Origin of the sequence: Colwellia sp. D2M02 (assembly GCF_018860755.1) — a bacterium.
GTDB classification, from domain to species: Bacteria; Pseudomonadota; Gammaproteobacteria; order Enterobacterales; family Alteromonadaceae; genus Colwellia; species Colwellia asteriadis.
On sequence record NZ_JAHKPW010000032.1, the window covers coordinates 165,327 to 180,226 of the forward strand.

Here is a 14,900-nt window from a genome sequence, read left to right on the forward strand (position 1 = left end):
ATGAGAAATCAAAAGGTAAATAAAAACTTAAAAAAACATACGTTAGCATTAAGTATTTCAGCAGTATTGCTAACAGCACAAAGTTATCATGCTATGGCAGCAGATACAGAAGACGTTGAGCGCATTGAAATAACCGGCTCTCATATTAAACGTGGCGATATGGAAGGTCCTTCGCCAGTAACCTCAATCAATGCTGATGCTATTGCTAATAGCGGTGTCACAGATCTCATTGGTTTATTTGCCAAACTGCCTATGGCAGGACAAGGTACTTTTTCTACCCAAGGCAACAGCAGCGACAACACCAGCAATGGAGGCTCTAGTGTTTCACTTCGAGGCTTAGGCGCAGACTCTACACTAATACTTGTTAATGGCCGTCGTGTTTCTGTTTCACCGTTTGCCAATAATATTGATACCGCTTTTGTTGATATTAATAACATTCCACTAGCAGCAATAAAACGTGTGGATATTCTAAAAGATGGCGCCTCGGCAACCTATGGCTCAGATGCCGTTGCAGGTGTTATCAATATTATTTTACGCGATGATATAGAAGGCGTGGAGCTATCCGCTAAGCTCGGTGATACTGCTGACGGTGGCGGTAAAGAACAAAACTTAAGCATGGTATGGGGTAACTCAACCGATAAGTCTAGCCACACCTTTACCCTTGACTATTTTGATAGAGAAGAAATTCTCTATGGTGATCGCGATTATGCTAAATCATCAAACCAAGCCGCATTACGCCCTAATGATCCATTCGCTACTGACTTTAGAAGCTCAGCCGGTTATCCTGGTACCATTGCCTTAAGATCTGATTCAACTATTCGCATGGCAGACACCTTTGGTAATGACGTTTGCTCACCTGAAGACATCGTTGGAGATTTATGTCGTTACGACTATGCACCAATGATGACATCTGTGCCAGAAACAGAACGTGTTAGCTTTCTATACATGGGTAAATACGAAGTAAATGATAATATACGTTCATTTATCGAGTTAAATGGACAACATGCTAAAACCCGAATTCACGGTGCTGGTAGTCCAAGTTTTAATGAATTATTTATGGATGGCGATAACATAAACCACCCTTTTGCTGACATGCCCGATCATGATTTTTACCAACAAGACTTAACCATGAGACGACGTATGGTAGATATTGGTAACCGCGAAAAAGCGGTTAGCTCAAATTACTATCGAGCTATCATGGGGTTGCAAGGTGAAGTAAAAGACTGGAATTGGGAAGTTGCTTACAGTTACATTAAAAGTGAATCAACAGAGCGTGGTGTTAATGGTTTCGCTAATACACGTAGAACACAAGAAGCAATTGACAGTGGCTTATGGGACCCTTTTGAGCCATCAAGCAATAGTCAAGAATCGTTAGACTATATTGAAACCACAACAACCCGTGTCGGTACATCAACCAGTAAATCTCTCGATGGTAAAATTAGTGGCCCTGTTATGGAAATGACACATGGTGATGTTGGGCTTGCCGTTGGTTTTGAATACCGTGAAGATGCCATTAGCGATAATCCTGATGATCAATTTATTCGTGGTGAAATTTTTGGTACTGAGGCCACACAAGCTAATGGCTCTCGCGACAACATCGCCGTTTTTGGTGAGTTAGCTGTGCCAGTACTTGAAACACTAGAAATTCAATTTGCGGTTCGTTATGAAGACTATAGCGACTTTGGTTCAACAACAGACCCTAAAGTAGCCTTTATTTGGCAACCTACCAACTCGTTATCACTGCGAGGCTCTTATGGCACTGCTTTTAGAGCGCCATCGTTACATCAAATAGGCTTAGGTAATACTGATGAGTCACCCAATTTAGTTGATAACCCTCGTTGTGACGCTGTTGGAAACATTAACAAAGCCTGTGAGCCACAAGAGTATACTGCTGTTCTTTCAGGTAACGCAGACTTAGGCCCTGAAGAGTCTGCAAGCTATAACCTAGGTGTTATTTATGAAGTGACTGATAGCTTTGACTTTTCTGTTGATTACTACAATTACGATATTGAAGATGTTATCACCAAAGATACCCAATTTAAAATGGATACCCAAGGTCTAGACCCCAATGTAGTTGAGCGTTTACCATCAACTATTCCAGGTGACCCAGGTGAAGTGGTGAGAATTTTCGATAAATTTGAAAATATTGGTAATATCACCACATCGGGTTTAGATATTGAAGCCAACTACGCATTACCCACAGCTATAGGCGACTTCAAATTTACCTACGTTGTTAACTATGTATTAGAGTTTGAGGATTCTCGCCCTAACGCTGATGGTACTATGCGTATTGATACCCAAGCAGGTGATTTTGAACAGCCAGAGGTGCGTTGGACCTTTAATACCTCATGGATTAAAGATGACTGGAACGCCACCTTAGCGGTTAACTATATTGGTGAATTCAAGCAAGACGCTTCAGTAGCAACAGAAGGTATGTCTGACATTGATGCTTGGACAACGGTTGACACTACCATTAATTACATTGGTATAGAAAACACTACCTTAACACTTGGCGCAACCAACTTATTAAATGAAGAGCCGCCATTTACCTACCATGACTTTATGGGCTTTGTTAATTCAACTCATAATAGCCAAGGTCGTTTTGCGTATGTAAAAGCCAGTTATAAATTTTAGCCCGTTAACCTAATGAAAAGCTAGCTAGAGTGTTAGCTAGCTTTTTTATCTTAACAACATAGCGCATAAGCGACCTTTAAGGTTTAATCTATCAAGTGCACCTGCTCAATTTTTGAGTAAGCACCGTACGCTGAAATAATTGCCCAGCAAACTTCTAAGCCAAATACTGGCCAGTTTTGTTGACTCCACAAAATAGGTAAAAGCACACTTGCAGCATATACATTTAACAATAAGTAATTAACATGAGTTAATTTTTTACTGCAAAATAAAAAGTACGACAAACAAAAAACATAACTTGATGACCAACCTAAACATGAATAAAGCATTAATGAACTCCATCCATGTTGATACCCAATAAACGCTGACCATACTAAGAGTAAAATAAAGCCTATATAGAAAAGTGATTTTGATAAAGGGATTTTCGCAATATCAAACTTTATTAATAATAGTATAGAAACAAGCGCCCAAAACCCATTAATAACAACAGCTTGATAAGAAATTATAATCAATGAACTCATCACTAAAGATAAAGCAGCAATTAGATTAGCGCTATAATATAACTTGGGGTTCCAGTTTTTTACAATTGAAATATAACTGTGATTTATAAGATACAAAGCCGAGCCAAACCAACCTAAAAATGTAATCATTACTGTACTTCTAAGTGCATATTTTTAACATAAAGCTCTTTACCCACATGCGGTCCGTTTAACACCACAACATGGCTAAGATCAATCATACTTTTATAAATACGATCTGTACTTGATGGGCTAATAATTTTATCGCTCCACTGCAATATCAACACTCGGGTTCCGCGAGGTAAAGTGTAGTATTGTGTTTCCTCCGTTAGTGTTGTTTGTCCAACGATTGCTGGGTAGCCTTCTGCGGCAATTAATCTGGCGATATCTTGAGGTTTAAAACGCTCAACTGGCTTTGGTTGTAAACTCTGTATGTTTTTTACTTGCGTCAGCAACAAATTAACATCGGTAATTAAGGCAATGCCTTCTTTTGTATTAGGAGCTATCAAATGAAGAGAGTCATGCCCTACTATTTTATCAACCTGCTTTATCAATAGCGCTTGATCTCGGTAGGTATTATTAAGCAGAGTATTCATTACACTTTCAGTCATAGGTAAAAAATCTATTTCATTTTTTAACAAACTTTCCAAAGCTACTTTTTCATTAGGGTATGTCACGGCATTATTAAGGTATTCATCAATCGTTTCACCATAACTATAACCCGCTACTTTACCAAACTTATGCTTAGATAATTTCCCAGTATCTAATTGACTTTCATACTGACGATTATAATAAATACGGCTCGTTACACTAAAAACAGCATCAGAATACAACACACGTTTTGCACGATTAACGGTCTTAAAATAAGGGTAAGCTGCTGGCTGCTTTCCCTTTGCGACCAACTCAAACGCTAAGTCATAATTTTTATATCCCCATGCCACCGTTTGTTGCTCTTGCTCTAATACTTGCTTTAATATATCTGCAGCTGTGCCTAATGGTTTATGCTCAGCATTAATATACGGAGCCCATTCGTTAGTTGCGACCGAGATGGTTTTAGCTATCCCAAATGTAGGCATAAACGCTAATAGTATGATTAATTTATAGTTCATATTTTAATTTCGTTTAATATATCGATAAACAATAATAAGTAGTAGGGTTAAACCAAAGCCAAAAGAAAACATAATATCGGCATCAATTTCGGCTATTAGCCCTAAAAAGTAAGAACTTTTACTATCGTTATAATCTAACGCGGGGCGACTCATCATCTCGCGACTAAATTCAGTTAAATATAAAGACAGTTCGAAAACAGCAAAGAAGCTCAATGCGACAAGTAAAAAATCAGTCATGATCGTACTTCGCTCTCGCTTCTTGTTATCTTCTTCTTGCAACCTAGCGTTACATATTTCAATCATCCGATCAGAGTTTTCAACCAATTGTTCAAACTGCCAACCATTAAGAATGTTTTCTAAAAGTGCTCTATTTGGTCTATTGAGAAATTTAATATTTTCATAAAAAGCAATTTGATTGAGGCGACAAGCGGTACGTGTATTTGCTAATACCTTATCAATTTTATGCTTTTTTACTCTAGCATAAGCGGCTTCAATTGAACCACGTAACGCACTGTTACAATGCTCTTGTGCTACATAGTAATATTGAGCTAGAACCATAATTTGAATGTTAGAGTCTTCTCCTACAGCTTTAGCATTTTTAACGGCGTAATTAAGCCATGTCATTGAATAATTCTTGTGGCCGGAAATAATATCTGCTGCATCTTGAGGTCGGCTGGTATTTTTTAACCATGAGGTAAGTATTTTAGCCGTACTTTCCTGTTGAATATCGTCATCATTAAGGATTAGCGTTCTCGCAATCCAAGTTCCTATATCTGCAGATGACTCTCCAGAAAAAACAAAGTCTTTCGACAATTGAGAGTGAAGTTGCTTTAGATCTTTACAAAAATCTTCATAATGAAGTGTAATTTGCTCTTTTGCTATGTTTTGAACGCGAGACTCAAGCACTTTTATCAATGAATCAACAGACCCTGTTGATGTGCTTAACTCTGTTATGTCTACTGTAAACTCTACTTCAGCTATTGCTATATGATTAGCAAACACATGAAACATTACATTAGAGTCTTTAGACGGTGACCAACACATCAATCGAATATCTTTAGAATTATCATCCGTCGACTGATACTGTATTACCTCATTTTGTTGACCGCCCAAATGAAGCACCTTCCCTTGCCAATTCATTTCAACCTGATTGCCATTGTCGTCCGTTGAAAACTCAAGATTGACTGACTTTAATGACGAAATGAATGTAGGTGAAAACTGATCTACCCCAAGATACAAACTAAGCGGTGAGTGAATTGGCGCAATTCCACGAAAAGTGAGCTGAGAGTTTGACATTACTACATTACTAACTGTTGCTTAAGGTGATGTTCATAGGGTACCAATACCCCCTTAAAATATCTATTAAATATATCTCCTGTAGCTTATTGTAATATTTGAATATTACTTAACCATGGTGGCGATTTGGTGTACATAGCAAAAGCACAAGGCGCGTGTTTTAGGTGTGTATTTGGCTAACGTACAAATAAGTACTGTTATTCTCTAAAAATTAACCAATAAAATACTTAATTACGTTGGCTTCTTCACAAACAATGCTTGTGTGAGTTAACATAACCATACGAACATTCTTGGAATAACTCAATGACAACAGCATCACAGGCAAAAGCAGATCCAAAAAAGAACAACCCGTTATTAGAAATTGTATTTAATATACTGATCCCTTCGCTAATCTTAATGAAGTTATCGGGTCCTGAATATTTAGGCACTTTGGTCGGGTTGATAATTGCCTTAGCCTTTCCGGTTGGTTACGCCATTTATGATTTTATTAAAGTAGGCTCGTTAAACTTTATTTCTTTATTAGGTTTTTTTAGTACCTTACTCACCGGTGGCATCGCCTTATTTGAGCTTGATGTAGAATGGTTAGCAATTAAAGAAGCGGCAATTCCAGCCATTATTGGCTTAGTAGTTTTATTATCAGGCTTTTTTGGTAAACCATTATTAGCAAAATTACTGTTAAACTCGTTTATCTTTAATCTCGATTTAATTTATGACACCTTAGATAAAAAAGGTAAAACAGAGCAATTCAAACGCAAAATTAATACCGCAAATCTTGTGCTCGCCATGACGTTTGTATTTTCTTCTACGATGAATTATTTATTAGCTAAATGGATTGTCACTAGCCCTGCAGGCACAGTGGAGTTTAACGAGCAGCTCGGTGAAATGACATTGCTCAGCTACCCCGTTATCGCGATTCCTTCAACCTTAATGCTGTTTGGGGTACTGTTTTACGTTATCAAGATGATTACGCAGTTAACGGGCATTAAATTTGAAGATATGATGAATGCTAATTAAGTTGAAATCAGTCCAGCTCGTTTACTTGCTTTAGTTGATTCGCTTGATTTAGTTAGTTTATTTGATTTAGTTAAGTAGTAATTAGCTGAGTCAAACCAACCTTAGCTCAAATAAAAAGTGCGTTAGACAACATAGTCTTAACGCACTTTTTTTGAATTAATAACACAACATTATTGCTTTTACTTACCTCGACGCACCTAACTCTTTTGCTAACGCTGAACGTTGCTCGGTATCAGTAAAGCCTGACCAACCGTGTAAATGTTGTTCGAGTAGTTCACTCATCATCTCAATATGGCTGCTATCAGCATTAAGCGCTTCTATGTACTCGTAACGCTTACCGCCAGCTTCGATAAAATAGTCACGGTTTTCAATGCCAATTTCTTCAATGGTTTCTAAACAGTCTGCTGAAAAGCCAGGACAAACTAACTGCACTGACTTTACGCCTTGCTCAGGTAATGCCATTAAGGTTTTATCTGTGTATGGTTGCAACCACTCTTCTCGCCCAAAACGCGACTGAAAAGTGGTCATGAATTCGTCTTTTGCTAGACCAAGGTTTTCTGCTAATAAACGTGAGGTTTTATAACATTCGCAGTGGTACGGGTCACCATTGGTTAAATAACGTTTAGGAATACCATGGTAGGTGAAAATCAATTTATCTGCTCTACCGTGCTTTGCCCAATGTTGACGAATTTTATCAGCAACAGCTTCAATATATGCTGGAAAGTCATGGTAGTGATTAATAAAACGTAGCTCTGGAATGAGTCGCTTTTTAGCAAAACTCGCTGCAACCGCATCAAAGGTAGAGGCTGTTGTAGAGGCGCAATACTGCGGATAAAGTGGCAATACGGCAAGCTTTCTAACTCCCTGAGCAAGCATTTTACTCACCACAGAGTCAATTGATGGTGAGCCATAACGCATGGCAAATTCAACCACTACATTATCGCCATATTGTGCTTCTAGCTTTTTACGTAATGCATCTGTTTGGTCTTGGGTGTGAAATAACAGCGGAGATCCTCTTTCGGTCCAAACAGTACTGTAAGCATGAGCCGAGCGTCTAGGACGAATATTCAGTATAACAAAATTGAGTACCAGCCACCAAATGAACCGCGGCACCTCAACTACGCGAGGATCTGACAAAAACTCACGAAGATACTTTTTCAACTGAGCTTTTTTAGGAGCATCTGGCGTGCCCAAATTAGTAATTAAAACACCTATTTTGTCATGTTGCTTATGGGAAAAATTAGGATTACCTTCGTATTTCATCTACCTGCTCTACATAATTATGATTTTAAAACAATTAATACGCTAGTTTACGCAGAATGGATCCGCTTGTAACGTAATATAATGAATTTGAGTGCTGAAATAGCAGAGCTAGTATGCAAGCTCTGAATATTTTATCGTCTTATAAAATGAGTACTTACTCTAAGTACCCAACGCTTATCGTTGTTTTACTTTATTCTAATGAGATAAATGCTGATTTCGCTCTTACTCTAGCAGGAAGCTTGTCATCATCTATTAATTTATATCAATAGATATTACTAAAGGGGCGAAATAACGTTAATAAGTATAAAAATATAAATTATTACAGCTAACTTAGTTAGGGCTGTTGATCTTTAGAGATTGTTTTTGCAGCGAATTAGTAGGTATTTATACAAGGCAGAGCCTTTGTAATGTAGTTATTCAGGACAATAAGCTACATTCATGTAGCGTTACCTAAAAAGGCGATAAGGCTGTAAAAATGACTAATAAACGCTGCCCGAAGGGTTCGGCTAAAAGCGTTTTACGCTTTATTGAGCAGTATTTGCTTAGCATGACTACGCAACACACTACTCGCCGCGATTAAAGCCCTTTTAGTTCGAACAAAAGTTAACCGTGAAAGATCAACAGCCCCTAAAGTTTTAGTTGTGATTTATTGAATAAGCCTACCGCTTTTTTATAAAGCGCTCTTTAAGTAACATACAGAGCGCTTACTTACTTATTTACTTACTTTGCTCTGCAACAAGTTCACGTAATATTTGCGTAAAGGTTGCTTGAGGTTGAGCTCCCGTTAATGCACTAGTACGATTAAAAACAACCGTAGGGACACTAGATACTCCCATTTGTTGCCACTGTGACTCAAGCGCTTTAACGTGGGCTTTAAGGGTATCATCTTCTAATGCCGCTTGTGCCTGCTCAGCAGAAATACCTACTGCGCCAGCTTCTTTAATTAACACCTCACGCTTTGAAACGTCTTTATGCTCAGTAAAAAATGCCGAAAACAAACGCATTTTCAACGGTGTTTGTTTACCTAGCTGATGCGCATAATCAAGTAAAATATGCGCATCTAAGGTATTCACTATTTTCATGCCATCAAAATAATCAAAGGTAAAGCCATACTGCGCACCTAAGGCTGTTAAGTTTGCTCTAGCTTTATCGCTATCTTCTTTTGAAGAGCCGTATTTTCTAGCAACATGTGCACGTAACTCTTCGCCTTCTGCTGGCATATCAGGGTTAAGCTCAAAGGGTTGCCACTCAATTTCAACGTTATCTTGTAGGTTTAATTCATTAATGGCCGCCTCTAAGTGCTTGTAGCCAATAACACACCAAGGACACATTACATCTGAAATGATATCTAGTTTTATTTTTTTACTCATCACTACCTCTTAGCGGCCAATCATTAACTTATTCTAACGACTATTTTGTCCATGAAAATGGTTCAAACATTGGATCTACGGGTGTTTTCGCGACATGATTAACATAGTTACTAATCACTTTTTGAGATAAACCTAAAATAATCTCTAACACCTGCTGCTGACTATAACCTGCCGCAAAAAAAGCGGCTGTTTGCTCTGCTGTTACATTACCGCGTTCACGTACCATAGCTAAAGTAAAATCATGTAATGCTTGTAATTTATCTGTTGGCATAGGTTGTTGATTACGTAATGCCTCTGTAAGAGCGGAGTCAACATTCATTGAGTTGGCAATAGCGGTATGCGCGGGTACACAGTAACGACACCCATGTTCTACATTAATGGTTTGCCAAACAACGGTGAGCTCTTGTGCATCAAATGATGTTGCAGTGAATTGTTGATGTAATTGGGTATAAGCTTGCAAAATCTGTGGTGATTCAGCCATAACCGCGTATAAGCCTGGAATAGCGCCCATTTGTTTTTGCGCACCTTCTAAAATAGCTTTGCTGCTCTCTGGTGCCGTTTCTACTGTATGTAATGTAAAAGTACTCATATGCTTTACTCCAATCATAAAAAATTTAAGGTCTATTTAACACTGCTAAGTCATAAAGGAACTGCTTCATACCCTTTATAATAAAACGTACTATAGAACAACATGAACGATCGTTCAATATTTTATTTGAGCGATCGTTCAAATAAAATATAAGCGACTGTTTACTAATGAATTTATTTATTATCAGTAACTTTATCTTTACCTAATAAAGACAAAACCCTACAATTGAACGAATGTTCAAAGTAATTCTCTAGGTAGCAGCATGGCCAAGGTAGCAAAATTTGACCGCGAAGCGGTAATAGACATAGCAACTAAGCTATATTGGAAAAAAGGCTTTCACGCCACTTCTATGCGTAATTTACAAGACGCAATAGATATGCGTCCGGGTAGTATTTACGCCGCCTTTGGCAGTAAAGAGGGTTTATTTACCGAAACATTAAGAAATTACACTGACATGGGCATTGAGCAACTAAAACAATGTCGACGTGAAAATAGCTCTCCTATTGAAGCACTTAAAGCCTTTATGAAAGCTCAAGTCATTGATACTCAAAATAGCGCTCCTAATGGGGTCTGTATGCTAGCTAAAACCATTAATGAACTCACTAATGAAAACCAAGCGTTAATTGATATTACCAAAGCGCACTTAGGCGAAATTGCCACTGAGTTTGTTAAGCTTATTGAAGAGGCGCAAGTATTAGGTGAAGTTGATAACACTAAAAGTGCACAAGAGCTTGCCACCCATATACAAATCCAACTTGTGGGCTTACGAACTTATGGCAAAGTAAACAACGATAAAGCTCAACTGAACAACATTATTGATAATATTTTTAACCACTACCCCTTTTAAAATAATCCGTTGAAGCTTTTATACAAGCTTAGCAAGCAGCTAATTAGTAATATGAGACTCAACGTGCCACAATCAACAAGCAATGATATTTAATTACCGAGTAATGCTTTACAATTCAAAGATACATCGAATAAATATGCTGGCTCAGCGTAATAAAGCATATTGCTTGTATTATAAGTTACCAAGTTAACCAGAAAAGCCTCAAAACAGCGCACTATAGAGTTATCACTAAAAAATTCAAAGAGCAAAAATTGATGAACAACACAGAACAGCCCTCCATCCTTTGGCACGATTATGAGACCTGGGGTATTTCACCTAAATTTGATAAGCCTTCTCAGTTTGCAGGCATTCGTACCGACCTTGATTTAAATATTATCGGCGAGCCGCAAATGTTTTACTGTCAGCCGCCTGTTGATTACCTCCCTCACCCTGAAGCGTGTTTAGTTACTGGTATTACGCCACAAAAAGCGCAACGTGAGGGTTTATCAGAGGCTGATTTTGCTAAGCGTATTCATGAGCTGTTTAGCACGCCTAATACTTGTGTCGCTGGGTATAACAATATTCGTTTTGACGATGAAGTTTCTCGTTATTTATTTTATCGTAACTTTTACGACCCTTATGCCCGTGAGTGGCAAAATGGTAATAGCCGCTGGGATATTATTGATATGGTGCGTGCGTGTTATGCACTGCGCCCTGAAGGTATTAATTGGCCAACCGTTGAGCGTGATGGTGAGCAAGTAGTCAGTTTTCGCTTAGAGTTACTCACCAAAGCTAATGGTATTAGCCATGAAGCTGCCCATGATGCAATGAGTGATGTTTACGCAACGATTGCGATGGCAAAACTTATTAAAGAGAAGCAGCCAAAGCTCTATGATTTTATTTTCAATTTAAAAAACAAAAAGCAAGTGGCTGAATTACTGAACGTCGCTGAAATGACGCCAGTCGTTCATACCTCAAGCAAAATTTCATCACAGCATGGCTGTACTAGCTGGTTTGCTCCGGTTAATTATCACCCTGTTAATAAAAATGCAGTAATTTGTGTTGATTTAGCACAAGATATTTCACCATTACTTGAGCTTTCTAGTGATGAAATTAAAACTAGGTTATACACGCGCTACGATGATTTAGCGCCTGATGAAAAGCCTATTCCAGTTAAGCTTATTCATTTAAATAAATGCCCTATTGTAGCGCCCGCAAAAACCTTATTACCTGAAAATGCAACACGTTTAGACATTCCTCGTGATTTTTGCTTAGCGAACTTAGCGTTATTAAAAGACAATGCTGAAATAAGGGATAAGCTAAGCGATGTCTTTGCAAGCTCTGATTTTGACAATGATGAGGTTGATGCTGAACAAGCACTATACGGCGGTAACTTTTTTAGTCACAGTGATAAAGCGCAAATGGATATTTTACGCGGCTTAGCACCAGAGCAACTGGCAACGCATCCGTTTACTTTTCAAGATGAGCGTTTAACCACATTACTTTTTCGCTATCGTGCCCGTAACTACCCCACAACATTAACGAATGAAGAGCAGCAGCGCTGGCAGCAATACTGTCAAAGTAAATTGCAATATGGTGGTAAAGGTATTTTAAGTGCTGATGAGTTTATGATAACTATTGAAAACTTGGCGCACGAGCATGAGAGCGACCAAGGTAAAATGGCGGTACTCAAAGCTTTATATGAATATTTACAAAGCTAATTGTTAAAATAATTTAAATTACCTATTAGCCAATTTACTGCACAGAGTGGCTAATCAAGTATTATGTTCAAGTAAATAATTAACAATATCGCTGCGGAAAACCATCCCAACATAACTGTCTTTATCATCAACAATAACCCAGGGAAACTGTTTATTATCTTTAATCAATACGGACAAGTCATACACCACCGTTGTGTTTAAAAGCTGCGTAAACTCGACATTCATTAATTGATTAATCGGCTTATTCCATATTTTCGACTCTTTAGTCGTTTCTGTATCGGTTCCCATAGTGGGTGATAAATGTAAGTTGAGCTCTGCACGGCCGACCAAACCAACGCATTTATTACGAAGTAAAACTGGAATGACGTGTGTAGAATTAAGCGTAATATATTGGTGAAGAGTAACAAGGTGATCTGTTGGAGCTAACGTATAGAGATCTTTTTTTATTAATGTTGTAAAGCTGCCAAGTTGATTTTTATTCTCATTGAAACTCATAATACGGTTAAATTTTTCGATAAAATACATTGCGCTATTTAAGTCAGGCAATGCTTTAGGTTTTGAAAAAATATACCCTTGAATATAGTCAACTTTCAAAGCTTGCAATACAAAGAGTTCCTCCTTATTCTCAACCCCTTCGGCAATCACTTTTACTCCTAAGGTATGAGAAAGTTCAGTGATCATTTTTACAATATTATACTTATTATTATCTTGATAAATGTCCGTTACAAAGGCCTTATCTATTTTTAAAATATCAAATACCCCCCCGGTTAAATATATAAATGATGAGTAACCCGTACCAAAGTCATCTATTGCGATGTTAACCCCTACATTATGTAGTTCCGCAATAGCATTTGACTGTTTAGACTGGCTGTCAAAATAGGCACTTTCTGTTAGCTCTATAGTGACTAAATTAGGGGTTTGAGTATTTGTTAGAATTAACTGATTTAATTTAGCTAAAACTTCTGAAGTATCTTGTTTAGTATTTAAGGAGCAATTAATAGTAATACCAATATCATCGCCAAATATACCTTGTAACTCTTGTAAATCCGTCAACGCTTTAGCACTAATACAGTTATCTAATGCCGCAATAAGATCAAGATCTTCGGCAATAGTGATCATTTCTTCAATATTACTGTCTATATCAACAATACTTGGAAAACGACATAATGCCTCAAACTTAACTAACTCCCCCGTACTGCTGTTAACAATAGGTTGATAATGCACTGCAAGTTGTTGTTCGTTGATCGCTTGTGAGACAAAAGTTTCTAGCTGCTTTTTACGGGCAATTTCCTGATGAATGGCGCGAAAATAAAAGTTAACATGTCGCCCTTCGCCAGCATGCCCCTCAACCATTGCCTCGGTTGCATTTGACAATAACTCTTGCGGCGACTGACTATCTAACCCTAATACTGAAACTCCTACTCTCCCCTTCATAATGGCATCGTGAACGTCTTTAGTAGCATGAAATTTAATATCTTGAAACATATACCTTAAGGCCGAACGAATAGCCCTAGATTGCTCACTGTTTTGCTTGAAATGATATTCGGCGCAAATAGCAAATATACCTTCGCCCATATAGCCTGTGACTTGACATAAACGTACATGAAATAGTGAGTCAGATAAGGAAACAAGGTTTTTATGATAATTTTCACTGGCAAAAGATGGCTTAACAACCAAAACAATTTTACCACTATGGTGCCCTGTTTTTTGACTGAAAATAGTAAGATCCTCAAGAAACTTTTCTTTAGTTGGCTGCTTGGTTAATAAATCTATTCCACCTAGCTCTGTGTCCATCAAACGTGATAGTTGTTTACTTAAGTCTACGGTTAACCCCAAATAGAAAACAGTTCCTTTAACTGGTGATATTTTATGAATGGTTAATTCATGAGGATAAATTTCCCCGTCAGGATGGCGATTTAAAATAACACCAGTCCAGTGCCCTAACTCATTAATATTCGCCCACATATCCTGATAAAACTCTTTTGAGTGTCGTCCGGCATTAAAGCTACGTGTATTTTTACCTATTAACTCACCTCGGTTTACGCCCATTTGCCTTTCAAAGTAAGCATTACAGGCAAGTATTTTTGATTCGCTATTTGTAATTAAAATACCATGATGATCATTTTCAAATAAGCTTTGAAAAATATTAGCTATTTCCATATGGTTAGCAAACATCATTAAAGGTTGCATAGTTCCTGTAATAATATTGTTCTTTGATAGGTTAAGGTTAAACTCGACATAAACAAACTCTTCGTTACTAAGCATTAAGCAACAAGTAAAGTTTTGAGGTGAGTTAGTTATTAATACTTCACGAAAAACCTGTTGCGCTTTTTCACGCTTTTCATAAGTAATTAATGCCATAAGGTCGGCAACAGTATGTATTGGTTGATTAAACTGGAATAGCGAGTTAAAAATACCCTGATCATAGTGAAATTGCTGAGTAGCTATATCTAAGGACCACTTAATCAAAGGAAAGGTATCTTGTATATGAATATTCTCACTGTTTTCTACCGCTAAGTTGCTGTTAACCATATTTCTTATTTATCCATTTATTTACTGATCC

Annotated in this window: 11 protein-coding genes; 4 read left to right on the forward strand and 7 right to left on the reverse strand. The window is 37.7% G+C overall.

The features are described 5' to 3' along the window. Entirely contained in the window at positions 1 to 2,634 is a 2,634-nt protein-coding gene (locus tag KO495_RS04795; protein WP_215979249.1) for a TonB-dependent receptor, read from the forward strand. Positions 2,635 to 2,717: 83 nt separating this feature from the next. Here KO495_RS04795 and KO495_RS04800 read toward each other — a convergent pair whose 3' ends face one another. Genes KO495_RS04800 through KO495_RS04810 form a run of 3 tightly spaced genes read right to left on the reverse strand, consistent with a single transcriptional unit; the run spans position 2,718 to position 5,554 of the window. Next, entirely contained in the window at positions 2,718 to 3,281 is a 564-nt protein-coding gene (locus tag KO495_RS04800) for a hypothetical protein (RefSeq protein ID WP_215979250.1), read from the reverse strand. Then, on the reverse strand, positions 3,281 to 4,258 hold the full coding sequence (locus tag KO495_RS04805; RefSeq protein WP_215979251.1) for a transporter substrate-binding domain-containing protein: 978 nt from the start codon (positions 4,256 to 4,258) through the stop codon (positions 3,281 to 3,283). The genes KO495_RS04800 and KO495_RS04805 overlap by 1 nt, the downstream gene beginning before the upstream one ends. Positions 4,259 to 4,261: 3 nt before the next feature. Then, on the reverse strand, positions 4,262 to 5,554 hold the full coding sequence (locus KO495_RS04810; protein WP_215979252.1) for a hypothetical protein: 1,293 nt from the start codon (positions 5,552 to 5,554) through the stop codon (positions 4,262 to 4,264). A 303-nt stretch (positions 5,555 to 5,857) separates the two neighbouring features. Between KO495_RS04810 and KO495_RS04815 the strand changes: the two genes are divergently transcribed. Next, on the forward strand, positions 5,858 to 6,568 hold the full coding sequence (locus KO495_RS04815) for a VC0807 family protein (RefSeq protein ID WP_215979253.1): 711 nt from the start codon (positions 5,858 to 5,860) through the stop codon (positions 6,566 to 6,568). A gap of 183 nt (positions 6,569 to 6,751) precedes the next feature. Here KO495_RS04815 and hemH read toward each other — a convergent pair whose 3' ends face one another. From hemH to KO495_RS04830, 3 genes are all read right to left on the reverse strand, one after another. Then, on the reverse strand, positions 6,752 to 7,831 hold the full coding sequence (gene hemH, locus KO495_RS04820) for a ferrochelatase (RefSeq protein WP_215979254.1): 1,080 nt from the start codon (positions 7,829 to 7,831) through the stop codon (positions 6,752 to 6,754). Positions 7,832 to 8,547: 716 nt separating this feature from the next. Next, a complete protein-coding gene (locus KO495_RS04825) occupies positions 8,548 to 9,201 on the reverse strand; it encodes a DsbA family oxidoreductase (protein ID WP_215979255.1) in 654 nt (217 codons plus the stop codon). A 40-nt stretch (positions 9,202 to 9,241) separates the two neighbouring features. Next, positions 9,242 to 9,790, reverse strand: a complete 549-nt coding sequence (locus tag KO495_RS04830) for a carboxymuconolactone decarboxylase family protein (protein ID WP_215979256.1) — start codon at positions 9,788 to 9,790, stop codon at positions 9,242 to 9,244. 262 nt (positions 9,791 to 10,052) lie between these two features. Here KO495_RS04830 and KO495_RS04835 point away from each other — a divergent pair, with 262 nt between their 5' ends. Both KO495_RS04835 and sbcB read left to right on the forward strand, forming a co-directional pair. Beyond that, positions 10,053 to 10,637, forward strand: a complete 585-nt coding sequence (locus KO495_RS04835; RefSeq protein WP_215979257.1) for a TetR/AcrR family transcriptional regulator — start codon at positions 10,053 to 10,055, stop codon at positions 10,635 to 10,637. Positions 10,638 to 10,891: 254 nt separating this feature from the next. Beyond that, the gene (gene sbcB, locus KO495_RS04840; protein ID WP_215979258.1) at positions 10,892 to 12,337 is read left to right on the forward strand and encodes an exodeoxyribonuclease I; all 1,446 of its coding nucleotides are present in this window, start codon (positions 10,892 to 10,894) and stop codon (positions 12,335 to 12,337) included. 54 nt (positions 12,338 to 12,391) lie between these two features. On the opposite strand, the gene KO495_RS04845 is transcribed toward sbcB, so the two are convergent. Then, the gene (locus tag KO495_RS04845; RefSeq protein ID WP_215979259.1) at positions 12,392 to 14,869 is read right to left on the reverse strand and encodes an EAL domain-containing protein; all 2,478 of its coding nucleotides are present in this window, start codon (positions 14,867 to 14,869) and stop codon (positions 12,392 to 12,394) included. Between the last annotated feature and the right edge of the window lie 31 nt (positions 14,870 to 14,900).